Below are 19,988 nucleotides of genomic sequence, written 5' to 3' on the forward strand. Positions count from 1 at the left end.
CACGGCGCCCTACACAGCCCGATCCGCGCGTTCCCAATGCTCGCGCAGCAACGCGCCGAGCCGCTCGGGTTCGATCCGGTGCGGGGGGTCGAAGTGATGGCGATCGGGGAACATTTCGAGGCGGAAGTCAGGGAAAACCGTCGACAAACGCTCGGCGACCTCGCCGTAGTCGTCCGGGTTGCTGAGGCCGCCGAGGACGAAGAACACCGGCCGAGCGAACGCCGCAAGCCGTTCCCGATCCAGATCGTAAATCTTGAAGTCCCGCAGGAATGCCCTGATCCCCGCCGGCCGCTTGGCCATCCACGGCGGCGGTCCGCCCTCGGGCGGTGGCGGAAGGACGACGTCGGGCTTCACGCCCAGCCTCATGAAAGCGGCCATGAACTGATCAGGCGGCAGTAATTCCAGCGCCTCATACTCCTTCCAGAGCTGGGTGTGCCCCGGGCTCCAGTCCCAGCTTCCCGCCCACGCGGGCTCCAGGAGTGTGAGACTGCGCAGTCTCTGTGGATGATTGGCGGTGAACGCCAAAGACGCAGCCCCGCCACCGGAATAGCCGAGCAAGTGGAATGTCTCCCAGCCGCGGGCGTCGGCTTCGCGCAGGACACCCTCGATTTCCGTGTCCAGGCTCCAGCCAGGCGGCGGCTCATCGCCGTCGTACAGTTCAAGGTCCTTCGCGACGGCGTCGACGTCGGGACCCAGCGCGTCGATCAGCGCCCCGTACGCGGGTTGGGCCGGAAGAACGCTTCCGGGAAGAAGGATGACCCGAATCGGTTCCATGGCGGAACTCTACGCCGCTTGAGGCTCCAGGGGAGGGGGAGGCGAGCTATATTCCAGGGGAGAGGACAGCGACCCCGGCGTGAAGTGCGGCGCGCGGCAGATGAAGGATTTTGACAAATAGTAGCCATCCGCCCAAAGGCCTGTATGCTTGTAGCTGTTGTTGTGTTTGGCATTTGGTAGTTCAGGCAGTTCCCGCGGTTCATCAACCGCGACCTTCTGAAGTAACGGTGGAGAACACCCCACACCGGAGGCCCGACAGTCGGGACAACCTCCACCTTCAGTAAGGAAACTGAAAAAATGGCTACAGGTATCGTCAAGTGGTTCAACTCCGAAAAGGGCTTCGGCTTCATCTCCCCGGAAGATGGCAGCCAGGACGTTTTCGCTCACTACTCTGCAATTAACTCGGGCGGCTACCGCTCCCTCGAAGAGAACCAGAAGGTTTCCTTCGATGTCGAGCAGGGCCCCAAGGGTCCCCAGGCAGTAAACATCCAGGCTCTCTAAGCTTCGGATTTCAAAAAGCAGGACCGGTCAATGACCGGTCCTGCTTTTTTGTGCCCTCTTTTTTGGGTTGCGTGGGGTTTCTTTCGACGCGCAAATTACCCGGGGATGCGCCAGATCCCTGTCGACACCTGAATTCGGGTAGCGACAGGGATTTGGCGTGTCGCCCAGCTTTTGCTGTAGCAGTGTGATCCAGCAGAATCCGGCGATGTCCCTGGGGTGTGTCCTGTGTAACCCTTATTCGCAGGCTATCCCGTCGCCATCCCTGTCCAATGCGGGCCTGTAGCCTGGCTGCCCCCGATAGATCGGTGCGGCGCCGGCTGCCCGGGCGGCCGTACAGTTCGCGTAGTAAACGGACGACGGCGGCGCGACCGGCTGTACCTGCCTGGCCTGGGCTTGGTCTTGTTGTGCCTTCGCTGCAGCAGCATCGGCGGCAGCCTTCGCCTGGGCGGCAGCCTGAGCTGACGCTGCCTGAGCTGCAGCGGCATCGGCAGCCGCTTTGTCAGATGCAGCCTTGTCTGCCGCCGCCTTCGCAGCCGCTGCGGCTGCAGCCGCGCGCGCATCCGTTACCCTCTTGGACTCTGAGCTTTCCATCCAAAGCAGGACTCCCGCGTCGGACTTTGTGCAGATGAATTGCTTGGGTGGATAGCTCTCAGTCGCGTTCTCCGTCACGCAGGACGCGGTTTTCGGCGCGGTCGGCGTCGGCGTTGGTGTTGGGGTGGGAGTCGCCGAACCCGAAGCCGATGCCGATTGGGTGGCACCGGCCTGCGAAATTGTTGGGCTGGCTCCGCCGCAGGCGGCAAGGGAGAGCGCCGCGGCGGTGGTCGTGACGACAGTGAGGACTTTGAAAATAGACGTGCGAGATTTCAAGAAGCGGTGCGACGCGTGCTCTATTTCCCCGTTGTTTTCAGGCGCGCGAGTATTCACTTATTGCCTCTATGATTCTTATTTCGACGCGAATGTCAGCAGATCCTGGCATCTGAAATGCGAGAAAAGAGAAGAAGTTGTCCACATAGAGAAGAAGGCCTCTTGACGAGGCCCTCGAGATCAGATCGTACGGCTCGTATTAGAATATTTGTTCGATCAAGAAAAGATATATTCGAATAAATATCCACATGCACGAGGTTCGGTCTGGAGGCGGCCACGAAACCCCCGTAGCGTCAAAAACATGAGACCGCCACCAGGAGAGCCATGGAGAAACCCCTGCCAAACCACACCCCCTTCGACGCCGGCGGAACACTGAGATTTCACTGGGGCACACGTAGATGGGAAGTAAAACCCCACGTCGGCACACGTAGACGCATCCCCGAGCACACTGAGTTTCGCCAAAACACCACTGAGATGGCTGTTTCGCAATCTACGGTTGCCCTTGGAGCGAGGTTCGTCGGCGCACCTGGGGGAATCCACGGGAATGCGTGGGAAGTCCGCCTGCCAACGCCCCGGCTGTTGGCAGGAACAGTTGAATCGTCTGGACCTTGCACCACCTTTGGCCCGGAGAGCGTTGGATCAGCGCAGCAGAGAAAGTTGGATCGCGAGTGTTCGATCAAGAAGTCCGGCGAACGCTGGACTACGTTGCTCGCGGAATGATGGTTCGAATTGTCGGTGCGCCTGGCAGCGGCCGTACAAGCGTGGTGCAAAAAGCTATTGCTGACCTGGAAAAGACCGGAGCAACGGTTTATTCCATTTCGGGACTCCGCTCACACCGCGGAATACCATTTGGTGGAATTCATAGCCTGAGCCTGGATATTCGAATAGGTCAGTTCGGAGTTCTGGGTGTGGCTGACACCCTGGCAAGCCGGCTCTCACGGCCGGGAGAGCGCGTGCTTGTCGTCGATGACCTCGAGTTTGTCGACGCGGAGACAATAGCGGTTCTGGATGCCGTCCGCCGTCGGACGAAACGGCCCATGATCGTCACCATGAGCGAGCCATCCATCTACTCGATGGCACAGCCGGCCGTGCTCAGCCCCGGCCCCGAAGCCAGGGTCCACCTGAATCCTCTCCGCTACGAGCAGGTGAACGAGCTCATCACCGACGTCCTGGGAGCTCCGGCGGACGCTGACACCACCGCCCGCATCCTGACGAAATCGGCAGGGAACCCGCGGCTTGTGGTTCGCATCGCGGAAACTGCCGCGCTCAGTGACTCGATTGTCCTCCGCCACGGGCAGTGGCACATGAAAGGCGACTCCCTGTGGAATGAGCACCTCCATGGCACGGTGCAATCCCTCCTCGAAGGACTTGAATCCGACGAACTCACGGGCCTTCAGGCCATGGCCATCGCCGGGACGGCGCCTCTCGATGTGCTGCAACAAGTGGTCCATTCAGATGTTCTCGACAGGCTTGAGCAGCGCGGCCTCATTTCAGTCATGGAGGATCTCCACACCAATGTCAGCGCTTCGATCACCCCACCGATCCTTGCCGACTATTTCCGTGGTCAAAGGGTGCTCACAAGCAGACGGGTCTTGAAGAGCCGGATCACGCGAGCCCTCAGTGGATTGCCGCAGGAATCCCTCGTTGACGGCAACTCAGCTGATTCGCTGGTGAGGGTCCTGGCCGCGCTGCGCCTTGAACGTAGCTCCGACGACGCAGCCACGGCGCGCCACTTTCACGAGCAAATCTCCGTCCTGGAGCGCCAACGCTACGAGCTGTGGGATGCCAACAGATCGGTATCGAACGCGGTGGCGCTTCTGAGCGTCTACTGGGGCTCGCCGATCGACGCTTCGAGAATTGAGCGTGTACTTGCCCAGACCTTGACCCCGGGCGGAGAGTCGTGCGAACTCCTGTTCCTGGCATTCACCAAAGCACTTTGGGCGATCCATAAAGGCAAAGGACTGGATTCTGCAGCCGGCGCACTCAGGAGCTTCGGTAAGGAACGTCCCGAATGGTCCGCCGAAGCCGAAGCGGCGGAACTTTTCCTCAGGGCTTCCTATGAGCGAATGCCGGAGAATCTCGACGAAACCTTCGCGCAGCTGCACGATCGCCACCCTGAAAGCGGTGTCATTTCCAGCATCCGAGGGATTCTGGAACTCTATCGCTTCAACCCTTCCGCCGCGCTCAAAGCCATCGACACCTCCAACGGGTTAAGGGGCATTCCAGGAGCCGAACCGTTCATCCGCGGAATGGCCCTTTTCAGCTCGGGTCGGATTGATGAATCGATTGTCTTTGCCCTCGACCAGCGCTCAGAAGCCCGCCGCAACCTGGACCAATTCGGGATGGTTTCCACTACCTATGTTGCTGCCCAAGCCCTCATGTACCGCGGCTATTTCGACGATGCCGAGTACCTCATGAGCAGCATCTTTGCCATGGGGCGGCCAGGCTTCCTCGTGGCTTCCCTTCACGACGCCATGCTGAGGCTCGCTGGACTGAGGACCGCGACGTCGGCGATCCTGCCAGCAGCAACCCTGGCCACCCAGGCGCGGCGCGAAGCTGAAGACATCGGACCACTCCCCGGGACCGCACGAGGAGTCTACGAACTGGTCGCCGCGCGGCCCCTTATCCCCGCTGTATTCGACGCCAAAGCCGCGAAACTCATCCAACGGCAGCTCGAACGAGGCTATGTGCTGGAGGCGATCTATTCCGCGCTGTTCTTCACGTGCCTGCTCCCTGGCCGATTGGTTCTCGAATTCCTTCGGCAGACCTTGAAGGAGTATGCCCCCTCCACGTCCCATGATCAGCTTGTGGCAATTGCTGCCGCGGTGGTGGAGGACGACCATCAAATGCTCGGCGTGCTGCTCGAACACTATGAGCCCGACGCCGATTTCTACCAGGTACGGATGCTGCTCCGCGGTGCTTTCAAGCGGTATGCCTTCGTGGACAATACCGTCGGGGCGGCCGCGATGGACCGGGCGTACTCCATGTTCGCGACACGTTTTCCCTCGGAGGATGAGCCCATCGCGTTTAGTTCGGGGAGCTACTCTCCCCTGACTGTCCGGGAAATTGAGATAGCCGCCCTGGCCGGTCATCGCTCGAACCCCGAGATCGCCGAGCATCTCGGAATCAGTATCCGGACCGTGGAAAGCCACATCTCCAACGCGCTGCGCAAGACGGGAAGCCCGTCCCGCACCGCACTCTTCGACCTTGTCCGGGATTCGTCTCCGTTCCGGGAGAAACGGCCTTCCGAGTGAGCCGACATGGTGGTTTCCTGACTACAGCGTTGCTCCTTCCGGCTTGAAGACGAAGGAATGGCTAACGGTCAGTTGGTCCGGAACCGTGTGGGAGATGAGGACCACCACCTTGTGCTGTGCCCATTCGCCGAGCTCGCAAATCAGGGCCTCGATGCCCTGGAGGTCCATGCCATTGAAAGGTTCATCGATGGCGACCACAGGGGTATCGGCAACGGTGCACATGAGCAACCAGAGCTTCCGGATGTTGCCCGTCGACAGCATGGAGACGGGCTGTTCAGCCCAGTCCTGCAGTCCATATTTGGCCAGTCGGGCGAGTCCGGCCTCCGGGCCGACCTGGCGGCTGCGGGCCGCAAGAGCCAGATGATCGCGAACAGTCATGGAGGGGTAGAGGGCCGGCGTCGTGCGGCAGACGCTCCGTACGTGTCGCGCGTCGGGAGAGCCAGCGTCGATACCGCACAGGCGAACGCTTCCGGCCCAAGGCTGGAGGAAGCCGCTGATGAGCTCAAGGAAGGTCGACTTTCCGCTGCCATTGCTGCCCGCCACCCGGTAGAGTCCTGGCCCGCTCATGCTGAGGCTGAGTCCCTCAAGGATAGGTAAGCCCTGCCGGTAGCCGACGGTTACAGAGTCAATCTCGATCGAAGTCTCAAAAGACGTTGGCGTAGGCATACGGCGGCTCCCAGGATCAAGAGGATGGAATAGCCCGACAACAGCACGGTGCTGAACTCAGGGCTGACAACAAGGATGAGCGAACAAGGAGAGATGAGGAGGAGCGTGAAAAGGGCGTCCATCACATCATTGGCTTTGGTGCCGTCGGTGGCGGCCGGCGGCCGGGAGAGCGATTCGGCGACGACTCCGGAGGCGGCGACGATCACGCCCGCGAGAACAGCACCGGGAACCGGAATGTCCAAGGCGAGAAGTGCCCCCAGGAAAACAAATCCACCGGCGGCGGCCCCCGCCATAACGTAGATCCCGACAAGCCGGACAACGATCGCGTTGGCGGAGTAGCCGTTCTCCCAGGCAAAGCGGTAGTGGTACAGCTTCGCGGTGGGCCCGATCCGATTCAGCATCGGTTCCGTAACTCCCAAGCTCAAGAGCACGGCAACACCGATCAAGGATTTGTGCAGTTCCCCGGAACCGAGAGCCGAGTGGACGGGAAGGATCCCCCTGGCGCCCAGGAGGATGCCAACGACGGCGATCCAGGCGAGGACGATGGTGCTGATCACAGAGCCTTGTTTGCTGCCCAACAGATCCGTGACGACGAACACCACGAACTTCGTCAGCGGTCTTTGCTTGCCGCGTCGCTCTGTACTGAAGGAAATCCTGTGATAGCTGAGGCGGCGCCATGCGCGGATGCTGAGGAGGATCAATGTCCCGGACGCAGCGGCCGCCAGCAAGCACAACGCTGGAAGGAAGGGCGAAGGGTCCTTGGCGAGGCCGCTGAACCGGGAGAGCTGAGGCAAGAGGAACCCGGTGACAGCCCCGGGCAAGAGCCCGAGGATGAGAGCCAAGAGGCAATACAGCCAATGGAGGCCTATCCGTCGTGCAGGTGTTGAAGCGAAATGGAGGACGCAGTAGGCACCTGCAGAGGAGGCGAAAACCAGGACGGAGACCGAAGCCAGCACGACGTTGAGGTAGCTCGACGTTTCCTCTAAAAAGACAAGGAGGAATGCCACAGCCGAATACCAAAGGAGGCCTGTGCGGCGAAGTGCCGGGAGCAAGCCGTATCTCACAACAACCTGCGGGAGGGGAAGCTCCATCGCCCGGAAGAGTTCCAGGTGCGGAGTGCCGGAAACTGCGAGCCGTCGGCTCGAAATCACCTCGCTGAGAACCGTCGCCACAGCGGAGTAGAGGATCCCGAGGAATCCCCAATTGAGCACGGCGGCCGTGTCGTGGCGGAGCGGGCCGTCGCGGAGAACAGACATCGTGGAAGCGAACACCATAGTTGCGAGCACGGCCAGTGCTGTCGATCCGAAGACCGCGAGGGCCCTGAAGCCATCCAGGGTGAGCGGCAAACGCATCGCGTTGACGATTTCGAACGCCCGGAAGTCCCGCAGGATCCTGTAATCGGACCGGCGGACCGATGCGGCACGGACCCTGGCGTTCGACGTCCGGCCGGCATCTGCGACGGGAGAGACCGTGGTCCTCATCAGCACCTAGAACTTGCTCCTCGGACTCTTCTTCTGGACAGAGTCCATGAAGGCCACAATGGTGAGGACCGCTAGTCCGAGCGCACAAACGACGGCGATTGCCGACGTCGTTCCCTGGAACGGGACAACGATGAGCGGGCTGAGGGCCGCCGCGTTGGCAAAACCGGCGACGGCGAAAACAGCCGCCTTGAGCGGTAGCCATTTCCCGGCCGGGCTAAAGGCCGCAATCAAGGGTGCCCCCACTCCGAAGACGAGAAGTATTGCGACTGCCCCGTTCTTCACGGCGAGCGGATCGATATTGTTGAGGCCTTCCGGGGAAGGAGAAGCCCACACGAGGCCGAGGGAAATGCCGGAGAATGCAGCGACCATGAGGCCCACGATTCGTAGAAGAAGGCTGTAAAGCTGAGTATTCATTGAGGATTTCTGTCCGTGGGAGGTAGTTGAAGAAGGTCAGCCGATGGCAACTATTGTTGACAGACCGATGGCTGAGAGCACAACGAGGATCTTCCTGCCTGTGGAAAACCCGCGCCAATGCCGGTAGAAGAGCGCCAAGGCAACGAGGGCCGTTGAAGGGAAATAGGCCCAGAATCCCGGGACATCACGCGGTTGGATGACGCCGAACAGCACGCTGAACAGATTCACGGGGATCGTGGCGAAAATGGCGATCACAAAGAAGGCACCGATATTGACGCGGCCCGCGAGTACCGACTTTCCGGGGATTACGCGTTTGTCCAGGAACGCGGCAAGGGAGAAATACAAAGCGATGATTACGGCGTAGAGCAGGAAGAACATGACGGTGCCGACCGTCATGGAGAGGCTTAGCAAGCGATCGTCGCCGATTTCCGAGCGCACGTCCGCCGGAACGTTCGCGTTGAGGTACTTTCTGGTCAGGGGAAGCCTCAGGGCCACCAAAACCATCAGCAGAATGTAGCTCGCGATCCATAGACCCCGGGACGTGGAGACCCATCCCCTTGCTGATGACGGCTCGGGCCGCAACTTTCCGACCCTCGCGACGCTGATGACGGTTTCGGACTCTCGGCCGTCTTCCGTGCTGGTCATGAAATCCTCCTCAGGACTTGAGCTGAATCACGATGGCCTCAATGGCGGCACCGAGGATGATGAGGGCCAAGGCAAGGAGCAAAGTGCCGAGGGACCGGGCCATGTCGTCGATGAACGAGCTCAGGGTTGGGGGCTCGTTCTTCATCAGCAGCCGGCGGGCCAGGCCCGCGGCGGGCTGGAATCCAGCGGTCGCCGCCATCACCAGGCCGAAGAATTCGAACGGGACGTACCATATGACGTCGGCAACCAGGCCGGCACTGCCGACGGAATGCACCCCGAGGGACACTGTCGCTCCGATATACAGCGCCAGGATTCCGGCCCCGAGAAGCGTAGTCAGCCCGAGGGTCGCGACCCCCGAATACAGCACCAAGGCCGCGCCGACGTTCCGCCCAAGGATCTGGAGGAAGTCCTTGCCGTAGAAGGGGCTTCCGCCCATGTCCCTGGCGTCCCGGATCCAGGACAGGTCCACTGCTGAGTAGCCGAAGAAGGCTATGGCAGCCATGGCCAGGCCCGTGCTTGGGAGCAACCATCCAGGGATGCCCCCAAGCACGCGTGCTGTCTTAGCAAGCATCGATTTAGGCGACCGCTTGCGCCCGACCGATGCGGAAAAGGATGGTTCGAGCCGTTGCGATCAAGGCACCCGTGATTCCTGCCCCGAATATTGTGCCGATGACAACGAGTGCCCAGCCTCCGACCTCGATGGCGTGCATGATCTGGGACGCCGCCGCGGCAGAAATGCCAAGGGACCCCGCGATCCACGAAACAGCCAAGCTCGCGCCGAAGATGCCAACCACAGCCAGAGCCGCCGCGGCCGCAGCCTGAAGGCCGGTCCTTTTCGTCATTGTTGATTCCACTACAACCCCATTTCTCGAGTAGAACGGCCAACGGTTTCGCTGGCCCTGAAGAGTGGTGCCCCTCCAAAAAGGAGGGCCATCCACGGTTCAGATTCTCTCGGTGAAATTGGCGTCTACGTGTAAAAAACGGAAAAATCCGTGTGCCAAAGGCCGTTTCTCAGTGTGAACAAGCCCGATCTCCGTGTGCGGGAGGGCTCGTCTACGTGTTCGCGGGGCTAAAACACTGAGAGCCGTTCGCGGCCCTCTCGCCTGCCCCGACCGACCGCGGCAGCCAACCCCGGCGAAGAAGGCTCAGCGTCGCGTCGAGGGTGCCTTGGCCGGCGAACCGACAATGAAGGGCCGTGTGTTGAGCGGTTCGACGGGAAGGACAGCAGGCTTGATTTCAGCAATCGGCACCGAAGGCTCAACGCTGGAGCCGGTTCCGAGCCCGCGAACCGTCCAGCCTTGCGCCTGCCATGCTCGAGCATCCAGGACGTTCCGCGCGTCCAGTACCATCCGGCGTCGTACAAGCGAGCCGACGACGGCGGGTGAGAGGGCGCGGTATTCGTCCCATTCGGTGAGCAGCAGCACCAACTCGGCGCCTTCGAGCGCGCGGGTCGTGGACGCTTCGAAGCGGAGCTGCGGGTAGCGCATCCACGCGTTGTTGATGGCCTTGGGATCGGTCACGGTAACGTGGGCGCCGGCCGCGGCCAGTTGGAGTGCGACGTCGAGGGATGGGGAGTCGCGGATGTCGTCGGTGTCCGGCTTGAAGGCCGCGCCCAACACGGTGACGGTCCGGCCGGACAGGAAGCCCTTGCACATCTCGCGGGCGACCTCCACGGCGCGGGCGCGCTGGCCGAGGTTGATGGAGTCGACCACACCCATCCACTCATCGAGGGAAGGCACGGACAGCGCTTGTGCCTGTGCGCGGAACGAGCGGATGTCCTTCGGCAAGCAGCCGCCACCGAATCCCAGGCCGGCGTGCAGGTACCGGTTGCCGATGCGTGGATCCAGCCCCATCGCCTCACTGAGCTCCGTGACGTCGGCCCCTGAGGCGTCGCACAGTTCGGCGATGGCGTTGATGAAGCTGAGCTTCGTGGCGAGGTATGCGTTGGAGGCGGACTTGATGAGCTCGGCCGTCGCGAAGTTGCAGACCAACCGCGGTATTCCGGCTGAAATCAGCGGTTCGTAGACGGCGTCGAGCGCAGCCGTGACCGGGGCGCCGGCGGCGGAGTCCTTGCCGCCCGGCACGCCGTACACCAAACGGTCCGGTACCAAGGAATCCTTGACCGCCGTGCCTTGGCGCAGGAACTCGGGATTCCAGCCGAGCAGGACATCCGGCCTGCGGGCGAGGATGCCGCGGAGCATGTCCACTGTTCCCACGGGAACGGTGGATTTGCCGACGACGGCGGCGCCCCTCGCCAGATGCGGGAGGAGGCTCTTCGTGGCGGCGATCACGTACGAGAGGTCCGCGGTATCCGACGTCTTGGACTGCGGGGTGCCCACGCAGAGGAAGTGCGTCTGGGCGTCGGCGGCATCGGCGAAGTCGGTGGAGAACGTGAGGCGTTGGGTGGCGAAGCCGTCCCGGAGAAGTTCGTCGAGGCCGGGTTCGTGGAAGGGCGCGAAGCCCTTGTTCAGGTGGGCGACCTTCTGGGCGTCGACGTCGATGCCCACCACGGTGTGGCCCATCGATGCGAGCGTGGCGGCGTGCACCGCGCCGAGGTAGCCGCAGCCTACAACGGAGATTTTCATGCTGGGAGTCCTTTGCTGGAAGTCACGGAAATGGTGGCAGGCTCGGCCGCGTGCAGCTCGGCCGCGTGCAGCCCGGCCGGCTGAACCGGGCTTGGCGCGGCGGCAGGCTCCACGAGCGCTTCGCCGGCGATCACTGCCTCGTAATGCTGGACAAGTTGCGCGCTCAGCACCGGCCAGGTTCGTCCTTGGACCGAAGCGAGTGCCGCCGTTCCGAACGCGCGGCGCTTGGCGTCGTCGCCCACCAGGTCCTGGACGTAGGCCCGCAACTGCGCGAGGTCTCCCGGCTCGTAAAGCCAGCCGGTGCGCGAGTTTTCCACGAGGTCGAGGGGACCGCCGCGGCCGGTGGCCACGACGGGAACGCCGGAGGCCATGGCCTCCTGGATCGTCTGGCAGAAGGTTTCGAACTCGCCAGGATGAACGAAGAGGTCAAGGCCGGCCACTACTTGGGCCAATTCCTCGCCGCCCAGGAACCCGGTGAAGAAAGCGTTTGGCAGTGCTGCTTCGAGGGCGGCGCGTTGCGGACCGTCGCCCACAATCACAAGCCGGGTTCCCGGCAGATCCGCGAGAACGGCAAGGTCCTCCACCTGCTTCTCCACCGCGAGCCTGCCGACATAGCCGATGATGCGCTCGCCGTGGGGCGCTACGGAGGCGCGCCACGCCGTCGAGCGCTTGGTGGGGGAGAACCGCGCGGTATCCACACCGCGCCGCCACATGCCCACCCTTAGGATCCCGCGGCCGCGCAACTGGTTGAGCGCGAACGTGGACGGGACCAACGTCCGGTCCGCCCGAAGATGGATGTTGTCCACCCGGTTCCATGCCCAGTTCTCCAGCATGGGGAGGCCATACCGGGCGGCGTAGCTCGGCACCTCGGTTTGATAAATCGCAACCGTGGGGATGCCGAGCTGGTGCGCGGCCTGCACGGCCCGCCATCCGAGCACGAAAGGTGAGGCGAGGTGGACAACGTCGGGCGCGTAGTCGGCAAGGATTCTCTTGACCCGGCTCACACCGCCCAACGCCACCCGCACATTTGTGTATCCGGCCAAGGGCACGGAGGGGAGGCGGTGGACGAAAGCGCCGTTCACGACGTCGGAGACGGCAGTGTCCGACGTCGACGGCGCAATCACCATCACTTCGTCGCCTCGCTCTTGCAGATGCTCCAGCACCCGCAGGATGGAGTGCGTGACCCCGTTCATGAGCGGCAGGAATGATTCGGCAACGATAGCGATCCTCACCCCTCCACGGTGTGCGCGGAGGTTGGCGACGCGGGGGAATGGGCGTGACGGTAGGGGGAAGGTTTGGTTAACAAATTGACGTTGATTTCCCGAGTGGAGGATCCGCGCGGCCGGAGATTTCGCCAATCTGGGTAACTACCGGGCTGGAAGACGGGTAGAAGTTACTCTTATTCCCCCGTATCGGCCCGCCTTACGGTGACACCGTAGTGAACCTCGTGGCCATGACTGGGGCTTGTCCCGGGCACCGGGGTATTTCGGCAGGAGGGCGCTGACTGGGCGGCGCGCCCTCATGCGCTGAACAGCGCAGGGTGTTTTCGCCCCGCGCCGCCCGTATGTCCGGCCAGGCCGTTGTCTAGAATCGAGCCAGACCCTATGAAAATCCTCCATCGTACTAACCAAGTTGACCAGAACCGGACGTTCAAGAGGACGATCCCCGGTAGATGGTTTACCTGGTTATCCACCGTTGTAGTTGTACTCGCTTTCACCGGCGTCACCGCACCTGCAGCCCAAGCTGCCAACCCCACCATCGTCACCCTGACTTTTGATGATGCAAATGCCGATCAGCTCACCGCCGCGCAGACCATGCAGAGCCTGGGCTTGGTGGGTACTTTCTTCACGCCGTCAGGATTCATCAACAACCCCAATTACCTGACAACAAGCGACATGCAGGGCCTTGTGGCGAACGGCAATGAGATTGCCGGCCACACAGTCACACACCCGGACCTGACCACCGTGACGTCGGATGAGGCAACCCGCCAGATCTGCAACGACAGGGTGAACCTCAGCAACCTTGGATTCACGATCACTGACTTCGCCTATCCCTTCGCTGCCGAGAACGCATCGATCGAAACCATTGTGAAGAATTGCGGGTTGAACAGCGCCCGCGGTCTTGGCGACATCAAGACGCGGTTCAGTTGCGCCGGTTGCCCGCTCGCGGAGAGCATCCCGCCGGTGAACGCATACGACACCGCTGCTCCCGACGAGGTTGACAACACCTGGACCCTGGCCGACCTGCAAAAGTCCGTCACCCAGGCGGAGCCGGCAGGCGGGTGGGTCCAGCTCACCTTCCACCACATTTCAGCGACCAGCACCGATCCGCTGAACGTCACCCCGACCCTGTTCAACCAGTTCGCCACGTGGCTCAAGTCCCGCCCTGCAACCACCATGGTCAAGACGGTGGCGCAAGTGATCGGCGGAACCGTCAAGCCGCTCGTCTCGGGACCGCCTGCTCCGCCTGAGGGCACCGGAAACCTCATCAAGAACCCAAGCCTTGAAACCCTCGTAGGCGGCGTACCCCAGTGCTGGGCAGCCGGAGGCTATGGAACGAACACTCCAACGTTCTCCACCGTCAAGCCGGGACACACGGGAAAGGTCGCCGAACAACTCGTGGTGACCAACTATGTCGACGGCGACGCGAAGCTGCTACCCACCCTCGACCTGGGAGGTTGCTCACCAACGGCCACACCGGGGAACTCCTATTCGATAGGTGCCTGGTATAAATCGACCACGAATACCCAGTTCGAGCTCTACTATCGGACCGGCCTCGGCACGTGGAAGTACTGGACATCGAGTCCTTGGTTCTCGGCGGCTACGAGCTATCAGAAGGCCACGTGGACAACGCCTCCGCTGCCCACCGGGGCCAGCGGCATCAGCTTCGGGCTGAATCTGTTCAGCAACGGCACCCTGACCACGGATGACTACGAGATGTTCGACGTCGGGACGCCGCCACCGCCTCCGCCGCCACCACCGGCCGGCGGCAACCTGGTACAAAACCCCAGCCTTGAAACGGCCGGGTCGGGTTCGTTCCCGCAGTGCTGGCAGGCCGGCGGATACGGCACCAACACCGCCACATTCAGCACGGTAGCTACCGCGCACACCGGTACTAAGGCGGAGAAACTCACCATCACGGGATACTCGAGCGGTGACGCGAAACTGTTGCCCACCATGGACACCAGCACCTGCCCACCCGCGGCCGTCGCTGGCCACACCTACTCGGTGCGGGTCTGGTACACCTCCACAGCCGTCACACAGTTCGCTTTGTATTACCGTGACGCCTCCAACAACTGGGTGTATTGGACTTCCGGACCGTGGCTGGCTGCCGCCAGCACGTACACCCAGGCAAGCTTCACGACGCCGGCGCTCCCCGCCGGGGCCACTGCCATCAGTTTCGGGTTGAGCTTGTTCAGCAACGGATCGGTCACCACCGACGACTACGCGATGTACGACTCCGTGGGAGCTCCGCCGTTGGGCTGAGCAACAGAGATTCACTGAGACAACTGAGGGCGGCTGCTTAGCCGCCCTCAGTTGTTCTATCTGGCGGCCGGGCCGGCCGCGTTATCGCGCCGTCTTCAGAACATCCGGCAGCTCGTCAACGAATACCGTCCCGGGGGGCTCGTAATAGATGACAAGCACCTCGTCACCCACGTTGAAGACACTGTTTTTGTCGAAGGGGTGCGCGTGGAAGGCGCTCGTGCCGCCGTGGAACGGCAGCATCACTTCTCCCACGGTGCCCGGCCCGATTCGACCCGTGACCCTGCCGATTTTGCCGGTCAGGCTCCGATCAACCTCTTTGTGCATCGGTGTCCCTATGCATCAGGGGTTTTGGTGGGCCGCTTGGGCGCTTCCTTGCCGTTCTTGAGGGCAGCTGTGATCGACGGAAGGTAGTTGCCCACCTGGGAGAGGATCCCGCCCACCATACTGTTGAGGCCCTCGCCACCGTTGAGGACCGTCATCTGCCCCACGTGGGCAAACGGTTCGGCCGCGGCAGCCACGATGGCGGGCATGTTCTCCGCAAGCTGCTGGGAAATAACTGCCTCTTGGTTGGTTCCGAGCGCCTCGGCACGGGCTTTGATGCCGTCCGCTTCCGCCAAGGACTTGGCCTTGATGGCCGAGGCTGCGGCGTCGCCCCGGGCCCGGGTGGCGGCAGCTTCGGCTTCACCGGTGATCTTGGTGGCTCCCGCAATGGCGGCCGCGGCCGTGGCATTGGCTTGAGCTTCGACTTCCACCCTGCGGGCGTTCGCCTGGGCCTCGAGTTCCGTGCGCCGTGCCCGCGCCTCGGACGCGCTGATGTCGGCAGCCTTTTGCGCTTCCGCCTCGGTCCGCTGGGCATACGCCTTGGCATCGGCAGGCTTCCTGATGGACGTCTGAAGCTTCTGCTCTTCGCGGTCGGCCTCCAGCTTGGCGACTTCGGTTTCCTGGACCACCACTTGCTGGCGCGCGGTGGCATCAGCCAACGGGCCTGCCTGCGCGGCGTTGGCCCGGGCCGTTTCGGCATTGGCCTGGGCCGCTGATTGCTTGATCGCCGAGATGCTTTGGGCGTCCGCGATCTGGGCAGCTGCCTCGGCTTCCCTCTCCGCGGCCTCGCGGTTCCGGGTGGCTTCGGCAATGCGCGCCTCCATTTTGACCTGCGCAATGTGCGGTTTGGCCAGGTTTTGGATGTAACCCGTCGGGTCCTGGAGATCCTTTATTTGGAGGGAATCAACCACCAAGCCAAGCTTTTCCATTTCTATGCCGCTGGCGCTGCGGACCAAGGATGCAAGTTTGTCGCGCTCGCGGATGATTTCTTCCATGGTCATGCTGCCGATGATCGAGCGCAAATGCCCCTCAAAAACGTTGTAGACCTGGCTTTGCATTTTGGGCTGCTGGCCGAGAAACCTCCTCGCCGCATTCGCGATGAAAGGTGCGGCGTCCCCGATTTTGTAAATAACCACGCCCTCCACGATCACCTGGATACCTTGCGAGGTCACGCAGTTCACCTGGAGTTCTGTTTCATTCAGCGTCAGGGACAAAGTCCTCACTGTTTGGAGCCCGGGAACCACCAAGGCGCCTTTCCCGGTGACGATTTTGAAATCCATTCCGTCCCTGGTGTCCAAGCTTCCCCGAGTCAGGCCGGAAATGATGAGTGCCTCGTTTGGTTCAGCCACCTTCCACATCAATTTAATGAGAAGCCTAATGACGGCAACGGCGACAACTACCCCCACGACGGTGACAAGAACGGGGAGATAAGCAACGAGGTCGAACATGACTGTCCTTTCAACGGCAAGCACCCAAGTGGCTCGTGTAGTCAGTCTGCTTCGGTCTGCTCCAGGAGTCCAGCAATTTGCTTAGCTACAATTGACATAACGGATGCTCCTAGGCGTGCGTTCCCGCCAGCGCATCAGTCCTCGCCGTGCCTTCCGTAGGGACCGCCGGAACGCCGTCGCCTTCTTGGCCGTAGAGCCAATCGCTGTACTGGAAGTCGCCGTCCTTGCGGCTCTTGAACAGCAGGTTCCGCAAGACGCGCGCGACGCCGGACACATGCCAGGACTCTCCCCAGACGCGCGCGGTGCGCTGGACGCGGGCCGTGCGTGCCGCGCGGGCTGAGTTGAAATCGCTGATGGCGCGATCCCACGCACCGGTGTCCACGCCGTCGTCGGTGAACACGGAACCGACGGTGGAGTCTTGGAGGACCGCGGCGTCTTCAAGGGCTTGGCACGCGCCTTGGGCCAAGTACTGGAGCATGGGATGCGCGGCATCGCCCATCAGAACCAGGCGGCCGTCGATCCAGTTCTCGATCGGATCCCGATCGTACATGGGCCAGCGGATGCCGGTCGCCAGGTTCTGCAGCGCTCGCTGTACTGCCGGGATGCAGTCCTTATAAGCCGCCTCGAGTTCGTCGAGGCCTCCGTATTGCTCCTCGCCGCGCTCGAACGAGGGCGACTTGAAGACGGCCACAGTGTTGAGCAGTTCGCCTTTGCGCAGCGGGTATTGCACGAGGTGGCAGTCCGGTCCAAGGTAGACGACGACGTCTTCAAGATCCGTCGCCGGGGTCTCAGCGGTGATGGGGACGGTTCCGCGATAGGCGACGTACGACGACGACACCGGCCCGTCCTGCGCGACGGAGGGGCGGAGCGTGGACTTGAGGCCGTCGGCGCCGATCACGACGTCGGCCTCGTAAACGTCGCCAGTCGACGTGTGAGCCATCCCGCGGCCGTTCACGGTCTCGACTTTCTCGACGACGACGTCGTTCACCAAGCGGACACCGGCGTCCTGGCAGGCTTCCAACAGGATCCGGTGCAGGTCGCTGCGGTGGATCACCACGTACGGGGCGCCGTAACGCTCTTCGAACTCGCCTCCGAGGGTCTGCCGGGTGAGTTCCTCACCGCTCAGGGCGTCGCGGAACACCAAGTGTTTGGGCCGGACGCCGATCTCGAGCGCCTTCTCGAGAAGGCCCCAGCGCTTCAGGACGCGGGAGGCGTTGGGTGCCATCTGCAGTCCCGCGCCGACCTCGCCGAATTCGGGGGCCCGCTCAACCAAGGTGACCTCGGCGCCGTTCGCGCGGAGGGCAAGGGCGCCGGCGAGGCCGGCCATCCCTCCGCCGACGACGAGGACTTCAGTGGACGGGTTGCGATTAGACATTGCTGACTCCTACGGAGGTGGTGTTTTTGGATTGGGTTTTGGCGGTTTTGATCTTCGCGGTTTTGAGTTTCGTGCCGATGATGCCGAGCAGGATGGCCGCGACGGCGGCGGCCCCGGCAAATGCCAGGAAGTTCGAGTTGACGCCGAGCCCGGCCGCGAGCAGCAGTCCGCCTACTTGGGGCGCGGCGACCGCGCCGATGCGGCCGACGCCGAGGGCCCAGCCGAGCGCTGTGCCGCGCAAATGCGCAGGGTAATGGCTGGCCACCGCCGCGATGATCAGGCACTGGGTTCCGTGGGTGCCCACCCCGGCCAGCACCAACATAAGGTAGACAAGCCCCACGGGCGGACCCGCCACGAGCACGGCCAGCGCGACGGCGGCGACGGCGGCTGCCGCGATCGCCGTCGGGATGGGACCGAAGCGCGTTCCTGCCCAAGCGGTGGCCACCGAGCCGACGACGGCACCGAGGTTGAGTGCCAGGGCGAACGTCAGGGCTGATCCGAGGTTGTAGCCGGCCAGTTGCATCAGGTTCGGCAGCCACGTGCCCAGGCCGTACCAAGCAAAGAGCGTCACGAGGGTGGAGATCGCGAACAGGAGACTCATACCGAGGTACGGGGCGCGGAGGAGGGACTTGAAGCCGCCTGTTTGATTCGCGTTCTTGGCGGCAGGGCGAGCCTCCAGGAGCGTCTCCGGGAGGAAGCGGATGCCGAGCGGAACCACCACGAGCAGGGCAACGGCGGCCACGAGGAACATGACCGGCCAGCCGAAGGCGGGAATCAGCGGAATGCCGGCCACCGCGGCGATCGAGCCGCCGATCGGCACTCCGGACATCATCAGTGTGGCGATCGTGGACCGCCACTTGGCGGGAACCAGTTCCGCGACCAAGGCATTTGCAGAGGGAACAAGTCCGCCCAGGCCAATGCCGGCCAGCAAGCGCAGGCCGCCGAAGACGAAGGCGTTCGGGGAGAACGCGCACAGGATGGTGAAGAGCGAAAACAGTGCGGCGCAGGCGATGATGGTTCGTCGCCGCCCCCAGCTGTCCGACATCCTGCCGGCGAAGATGGCTCCGATCATCATGCCGAGGAACGCCATCGAACCGACCGTGCCGGCCGTGGCTTTGGTGAGCCCCCAGCCTGTGTCGGTGATGAGGGAGGACTGCACGGTTCCGTAAACGATGAGGTCGTAGCCATCGAATACCACGAGCAGCCAGCAGACCAGCGCGGCAGCGGCGGAACGCTTGCTGAACCGGGCTGATGCTCCGGGAGAGTGGTGAACGCCGTCTTGGGTCCGCTCCGGCGCTGCAGCGGATGGGGTGTGATTCATCCCACCACTGTGTGGCCGTTGCTTGTGTGGCCCAATAGAATTCTGTCGTGCAGAATCTTCCAGCCCGCAAGAAACCGGCCTATTCCATTGAAGCCGTGGACAACGCCCTGCACCTCCTTCAGCTCCTGCGCGACGGCGGCAGCCTACGCCTCAAGGACGCCGCGGCGGAGCTGGGTGTTGCACCTTCTACAGCCCACCGGCTGTTGGCGATGTTGGTCTACCGGGGGTTCGCGGTCCAGGACGAGAACCGCCGTTATGTGCCCGGGCCGGCCATGGGAGTGGGTCCGGCGGGACTGAGTTGGAGCCGATTGCTGCGCACCGTGGCGCAACCGCACATGGAACTCCTGAGCGGCCGGATCAACGAGACCGTCAACCTCATGGTCCGCGTGGGTACCAAGGTGCGGTTCCTGGCGACGGTGGAGGGGACGAACGCCCTGCGGGTGGGCGACCGGCAGGGGACCGTGCTGCCCGCGAACAAGGCCTCGGGAGGCAAGGCGCTGTTGGCGGAGCTGGAGCCCGCCATGATTGAGCAGTTGTTCCGCAGCCATAATGCGGAGATCGGCGGGGACAACATTCCCGACGCCGAATATCCGGCTTTCCTGCGCGAGCTTGAGACGATCCGGAGCAACGGATTCGCCGCGAATTTCGAAGGCACGGAGGAAGGGATCAGCGCCCTGGGTGTGGCCCTGCACAACGGGCGCGGCGTTGCAGTTGGTGCCCTCAGCGTCGCGACTCCCGTGGCGCGGTTCCGCAGGCTCTTCGATGCTGGTCTTGTTGGCATCATGCGGGAAACCCGGCGCCAATTGGAGATCGACATCGCCGCCAATCCCGCCGAGTCCCAGCCATAACCCACC

The 19,988-nt window shown here is 62.8% G+C and carries 18 protein-coding genes; 4 read left to right on the forward strand and 14 right to left on the reverse strand.

Annotated elements, in window-relative coordinates; genetic code table 11:
* Positions 1 to 9: 9 nt before the first annotated feature.
* Positions 10 to 774, reverse strand: coding sequence for an alpha/beta fold hydrolase (locus KNN17_RS19035; RefSeq protein WP_241710444.1), 765 nt, complete (start codon positions 772 to 774; stop codon positions 10 to 12).
* 297 nt (positions 775 to 1,071) lie between these two features.
* Between KNN17_RS19035 and cspE the strand changes: the two genes are divergently transcribed.
* Positions 1,072 to 1,275: a transcription antiterminator/RNA stability regulator CspE gene (gene cspE, locus KNN17_RS19040; RefSeq protein WP_028266315.1), complete on the forward strand. Its 204-nt coding sequence runs from the start codon at positions 1,072 to 1,074 to the stop codon at positions 1,273 to 1,275.
* A 234-nt stretch (positions 1,276 to 1,509) separates the two neighbouring features.
* On the opposite strand, the gene KNN17_RS19045 is transcribed toward cspE, so the two are convergent.
* On the reverse strand, positions 1,510 to 2,142 hold the full coding sequence (locus KNN17_RS19045) for an excalibur calcium-binding domain-containing protein (protein ID WP_241710445.1): 633 nt from the start codon (positions 2,140 to 2,142) through the stop codon (positions 1,510 to 1,512).
* Between the two features lie 905 nt (positions 2,143 to 3,047).
* On the opposite strand from KNN17_RS19045, the gene KNN17_RS19050 reads away from it, so the two are divergent.
* The gene (locus KNN17_RS19050; protein ID WP_241710446.1) at positions 3,048 to 5,393 is read left to right on the forward strand and encodes a helix-turn-helix transcriptional regulator; all 2,346 of its coding nucleotides are present in this window, start codon (positions 3,048 to 3,050) and stop codon (positions 5,391 to 5,393) included.
* Positions 5,394 to 5,414: 21 nt separating this feature from the next.
* Here KNN17_RS19050 and KNN17_RS19055 read toward each other — a convergent pair whose 3' ends face one another.
* The 8 genes from KNN17_RS19055 to KNN17_RS19090 form a co-directional block, all read right to left on the reverse strand.
* Complete coding sequence (locus KNN17_RS19055; RefSeq protein WP_241710447.1) at positions 5,415 to 6,059, reverse strand: ABC transporter ATP-binding protein; 645 nt, start codon at positions 6,057 to 6,059, stop codon at positions 5,415 to 5,417.
* A complete protein-coding gene (locus KNN17_RS19060) occupies positions 6,011 to 7,546 on the reverse strand; it encodes a hypothetical protein (protein WP_241710448.1) in 1,536 nt (511 codons plus the stop codon). Before KNN17_RS19060 ends, KNN17_RS19055 begins: the two co-directional genes overlap by 49 nt.
* Positions 7,547 to 7,954: a hypothetical protein gene (locus tag KNN17_RS19065; protein ID WP_241710449.1), complete on the reverse strand. Its 408-nt coding sequence runs from the start codon at positions 7,952 to 7,954 to the stop codon at positions 7,547 to 7,549.
* A 36-nt stretch (positions 7,955 to 7,990) separates the two neighbouring features.
* On the reverse strand, positions 7,991 to 8,599 hold the full coding sequence (locus KNN17_RS19070; protein ID WP_241710450.1) for a hypothetical protein: 609 nt from the start codon (positions 8,597 to 8,599) through the stop codon (positions 7,991 to 7,993).
* 10 nt (positions 8,600 to 8,609) lie between these two features.
* Positions 8,610 to 9,170 (reverse strand): hypothetical protein, encoded by a 561-nt coding sequence (locus KNN17_RS19075; protein ID WP_241710451.1) that lies wholly within the window; start codon positions 9,168 to 9,170, stop codon positions 8,610 to 8,612.
* 4 nt (positions 9,171 to 9,174) lie between these two features.
* The gene (locus KNN17_RS19080) at positions 9,175 to 9,441 is read right to left on the reverse strand and encodes an uberolysin/carnocyclin family circular bacteriocin (RefSeq protein WP_078106048.1); all 267 of its coding nucleotides are present in this window, start codon (positions 9,439 to 9,441) and stop codon (positions 9,175 to 9,177) included.
* Positions 9,442 to 9,744: 303 nt separating this feature from the next.
* The gene (locus KNN17_RS19085) at positions 9,745 to 11,184 is read right to left on the reverse strand and encodes a UDP-glucose dehydrogenase family protein (RefSeq protein ID WP_241710452.1); all 1,440 of its coding nucleotides are present in this window, start codon (positions 11,182 to 11,184) and stop codon (positions 9,745 to 9,747) included.
* Entirely contained in the window at positions 11,181 to 12,416 is a 1,236-nt protein-coding gene (locus KNN17_RS19090) for a glycosyltransferase family 4 protein (protein WP_241710453.1), read from the reverse strand. The genes KNN17_RS19085 and KNN17_RS19090 overlap by 4 nt, the downstream gene beginning before the upstream one ends.
* A 372-nt stretch (positions 12,417 to 12,788) precedes the next feature.
* Between KNN17_RS19090 and KNN17_RS19095 the strand changes: the two genes are divergently transcribed.
* Positions 12,789 to 14,669, forward strand: a complete 1,881-nt coding sequence (locus KNN17_RS19095; RefSeq protein WP_241710454.1) for a polysaccharide deacetylase family protein — start codon at positions 12,789 to 12,791, stop codon at positions 14,667 to 14,669.
* Between the two features lie 81 nt (positions 14,670 to 14,750).
* On the opposite strand, the gene KNN17_RS19100 is transcribed toward KNN17_RS19095, so the two are convergent.
* From KNN17_RS19100 to KNN17_RS19115, 4 genes are all read right to left on the reverse strand, one after another.
* Positions 14,751 to 14,993: a hypothetical protein gene (locus KNN17_RS19100; protein WP_078106044.1), complete on the reverse strand. Its 243-nt coding sequence runs from the start codon at positions 14,991 to 14,993 to the stop codon at positions 14,751 to 14,753.
* 8 nt (positions 14,994 to 15,001) lie between these two features.
* Positions 15,002 to 16,438, reverse strand: coding sequence for a flotillin family protein (locus KNN17_RS19105; RefSeq protein ID WP_241710455.1), 1,437 nt, complete (start codon positions 16,436 to 16,438; stop codon positions 15,002 to 15,004).
* A 109-nt stretch (positions 16,439 to 16,547) separates the two neighbouring features.
* On the reverse strand, positions 16,548 to 17,813 hold the full coding sequence (locus KNN17_RS19110; protein ID WP_241710456.1) for an FAD-dependent oxidoreductase: 1,266 nt from the start codon (positions 17,811 to 17,813) through the stop codon (positions 16,548 to 16,550).
* Positions 17,806 to 19,134, reverse strand: coding sequence for an MFS transporter (locus KNN17_RS19115; protein ID WP_241710457.1), 1,329 nt, complete (start codon positions 19,132 to 19,134; stop codon positions 17,806 to 17,808). The genes KNN17_RS19110 and KNN17_RS19115 overlap by 8 nt, the downstream gene beginning before the upstream one ends.
* A gap of 47 nt (positions 19,135 to 19,181) precedes the next feature.
* On the opposite strand from KNN17_RS19115, the gene KNN17_RS19120 reads away from it, so the two are divergent.
* The gene (locus KNN17_RS19120) at positions 19,182 to 19,982 is read left to right on the forward strand and encodes an IclR family transcriptional regulator (RefSeq protein WP_078106040.1); all 801 of its coding nucleotides are present in this window, start codon (positions 19,182 to 19,184) and stop codon (positions 19,980 to 19,982) included.
* Positions 19,983 to 19,988 lie beyond the last annotated feature (6 nt).

Source organism: Arthrobacter bambusae (assembly GCF_022606295.1).
Lineage (GTDB): Bacteria > Actinomycetota > Actinomycetes > Actinomycetales > Micrococcaceae > Arthrobacter > Arthrobacter bambusae_A.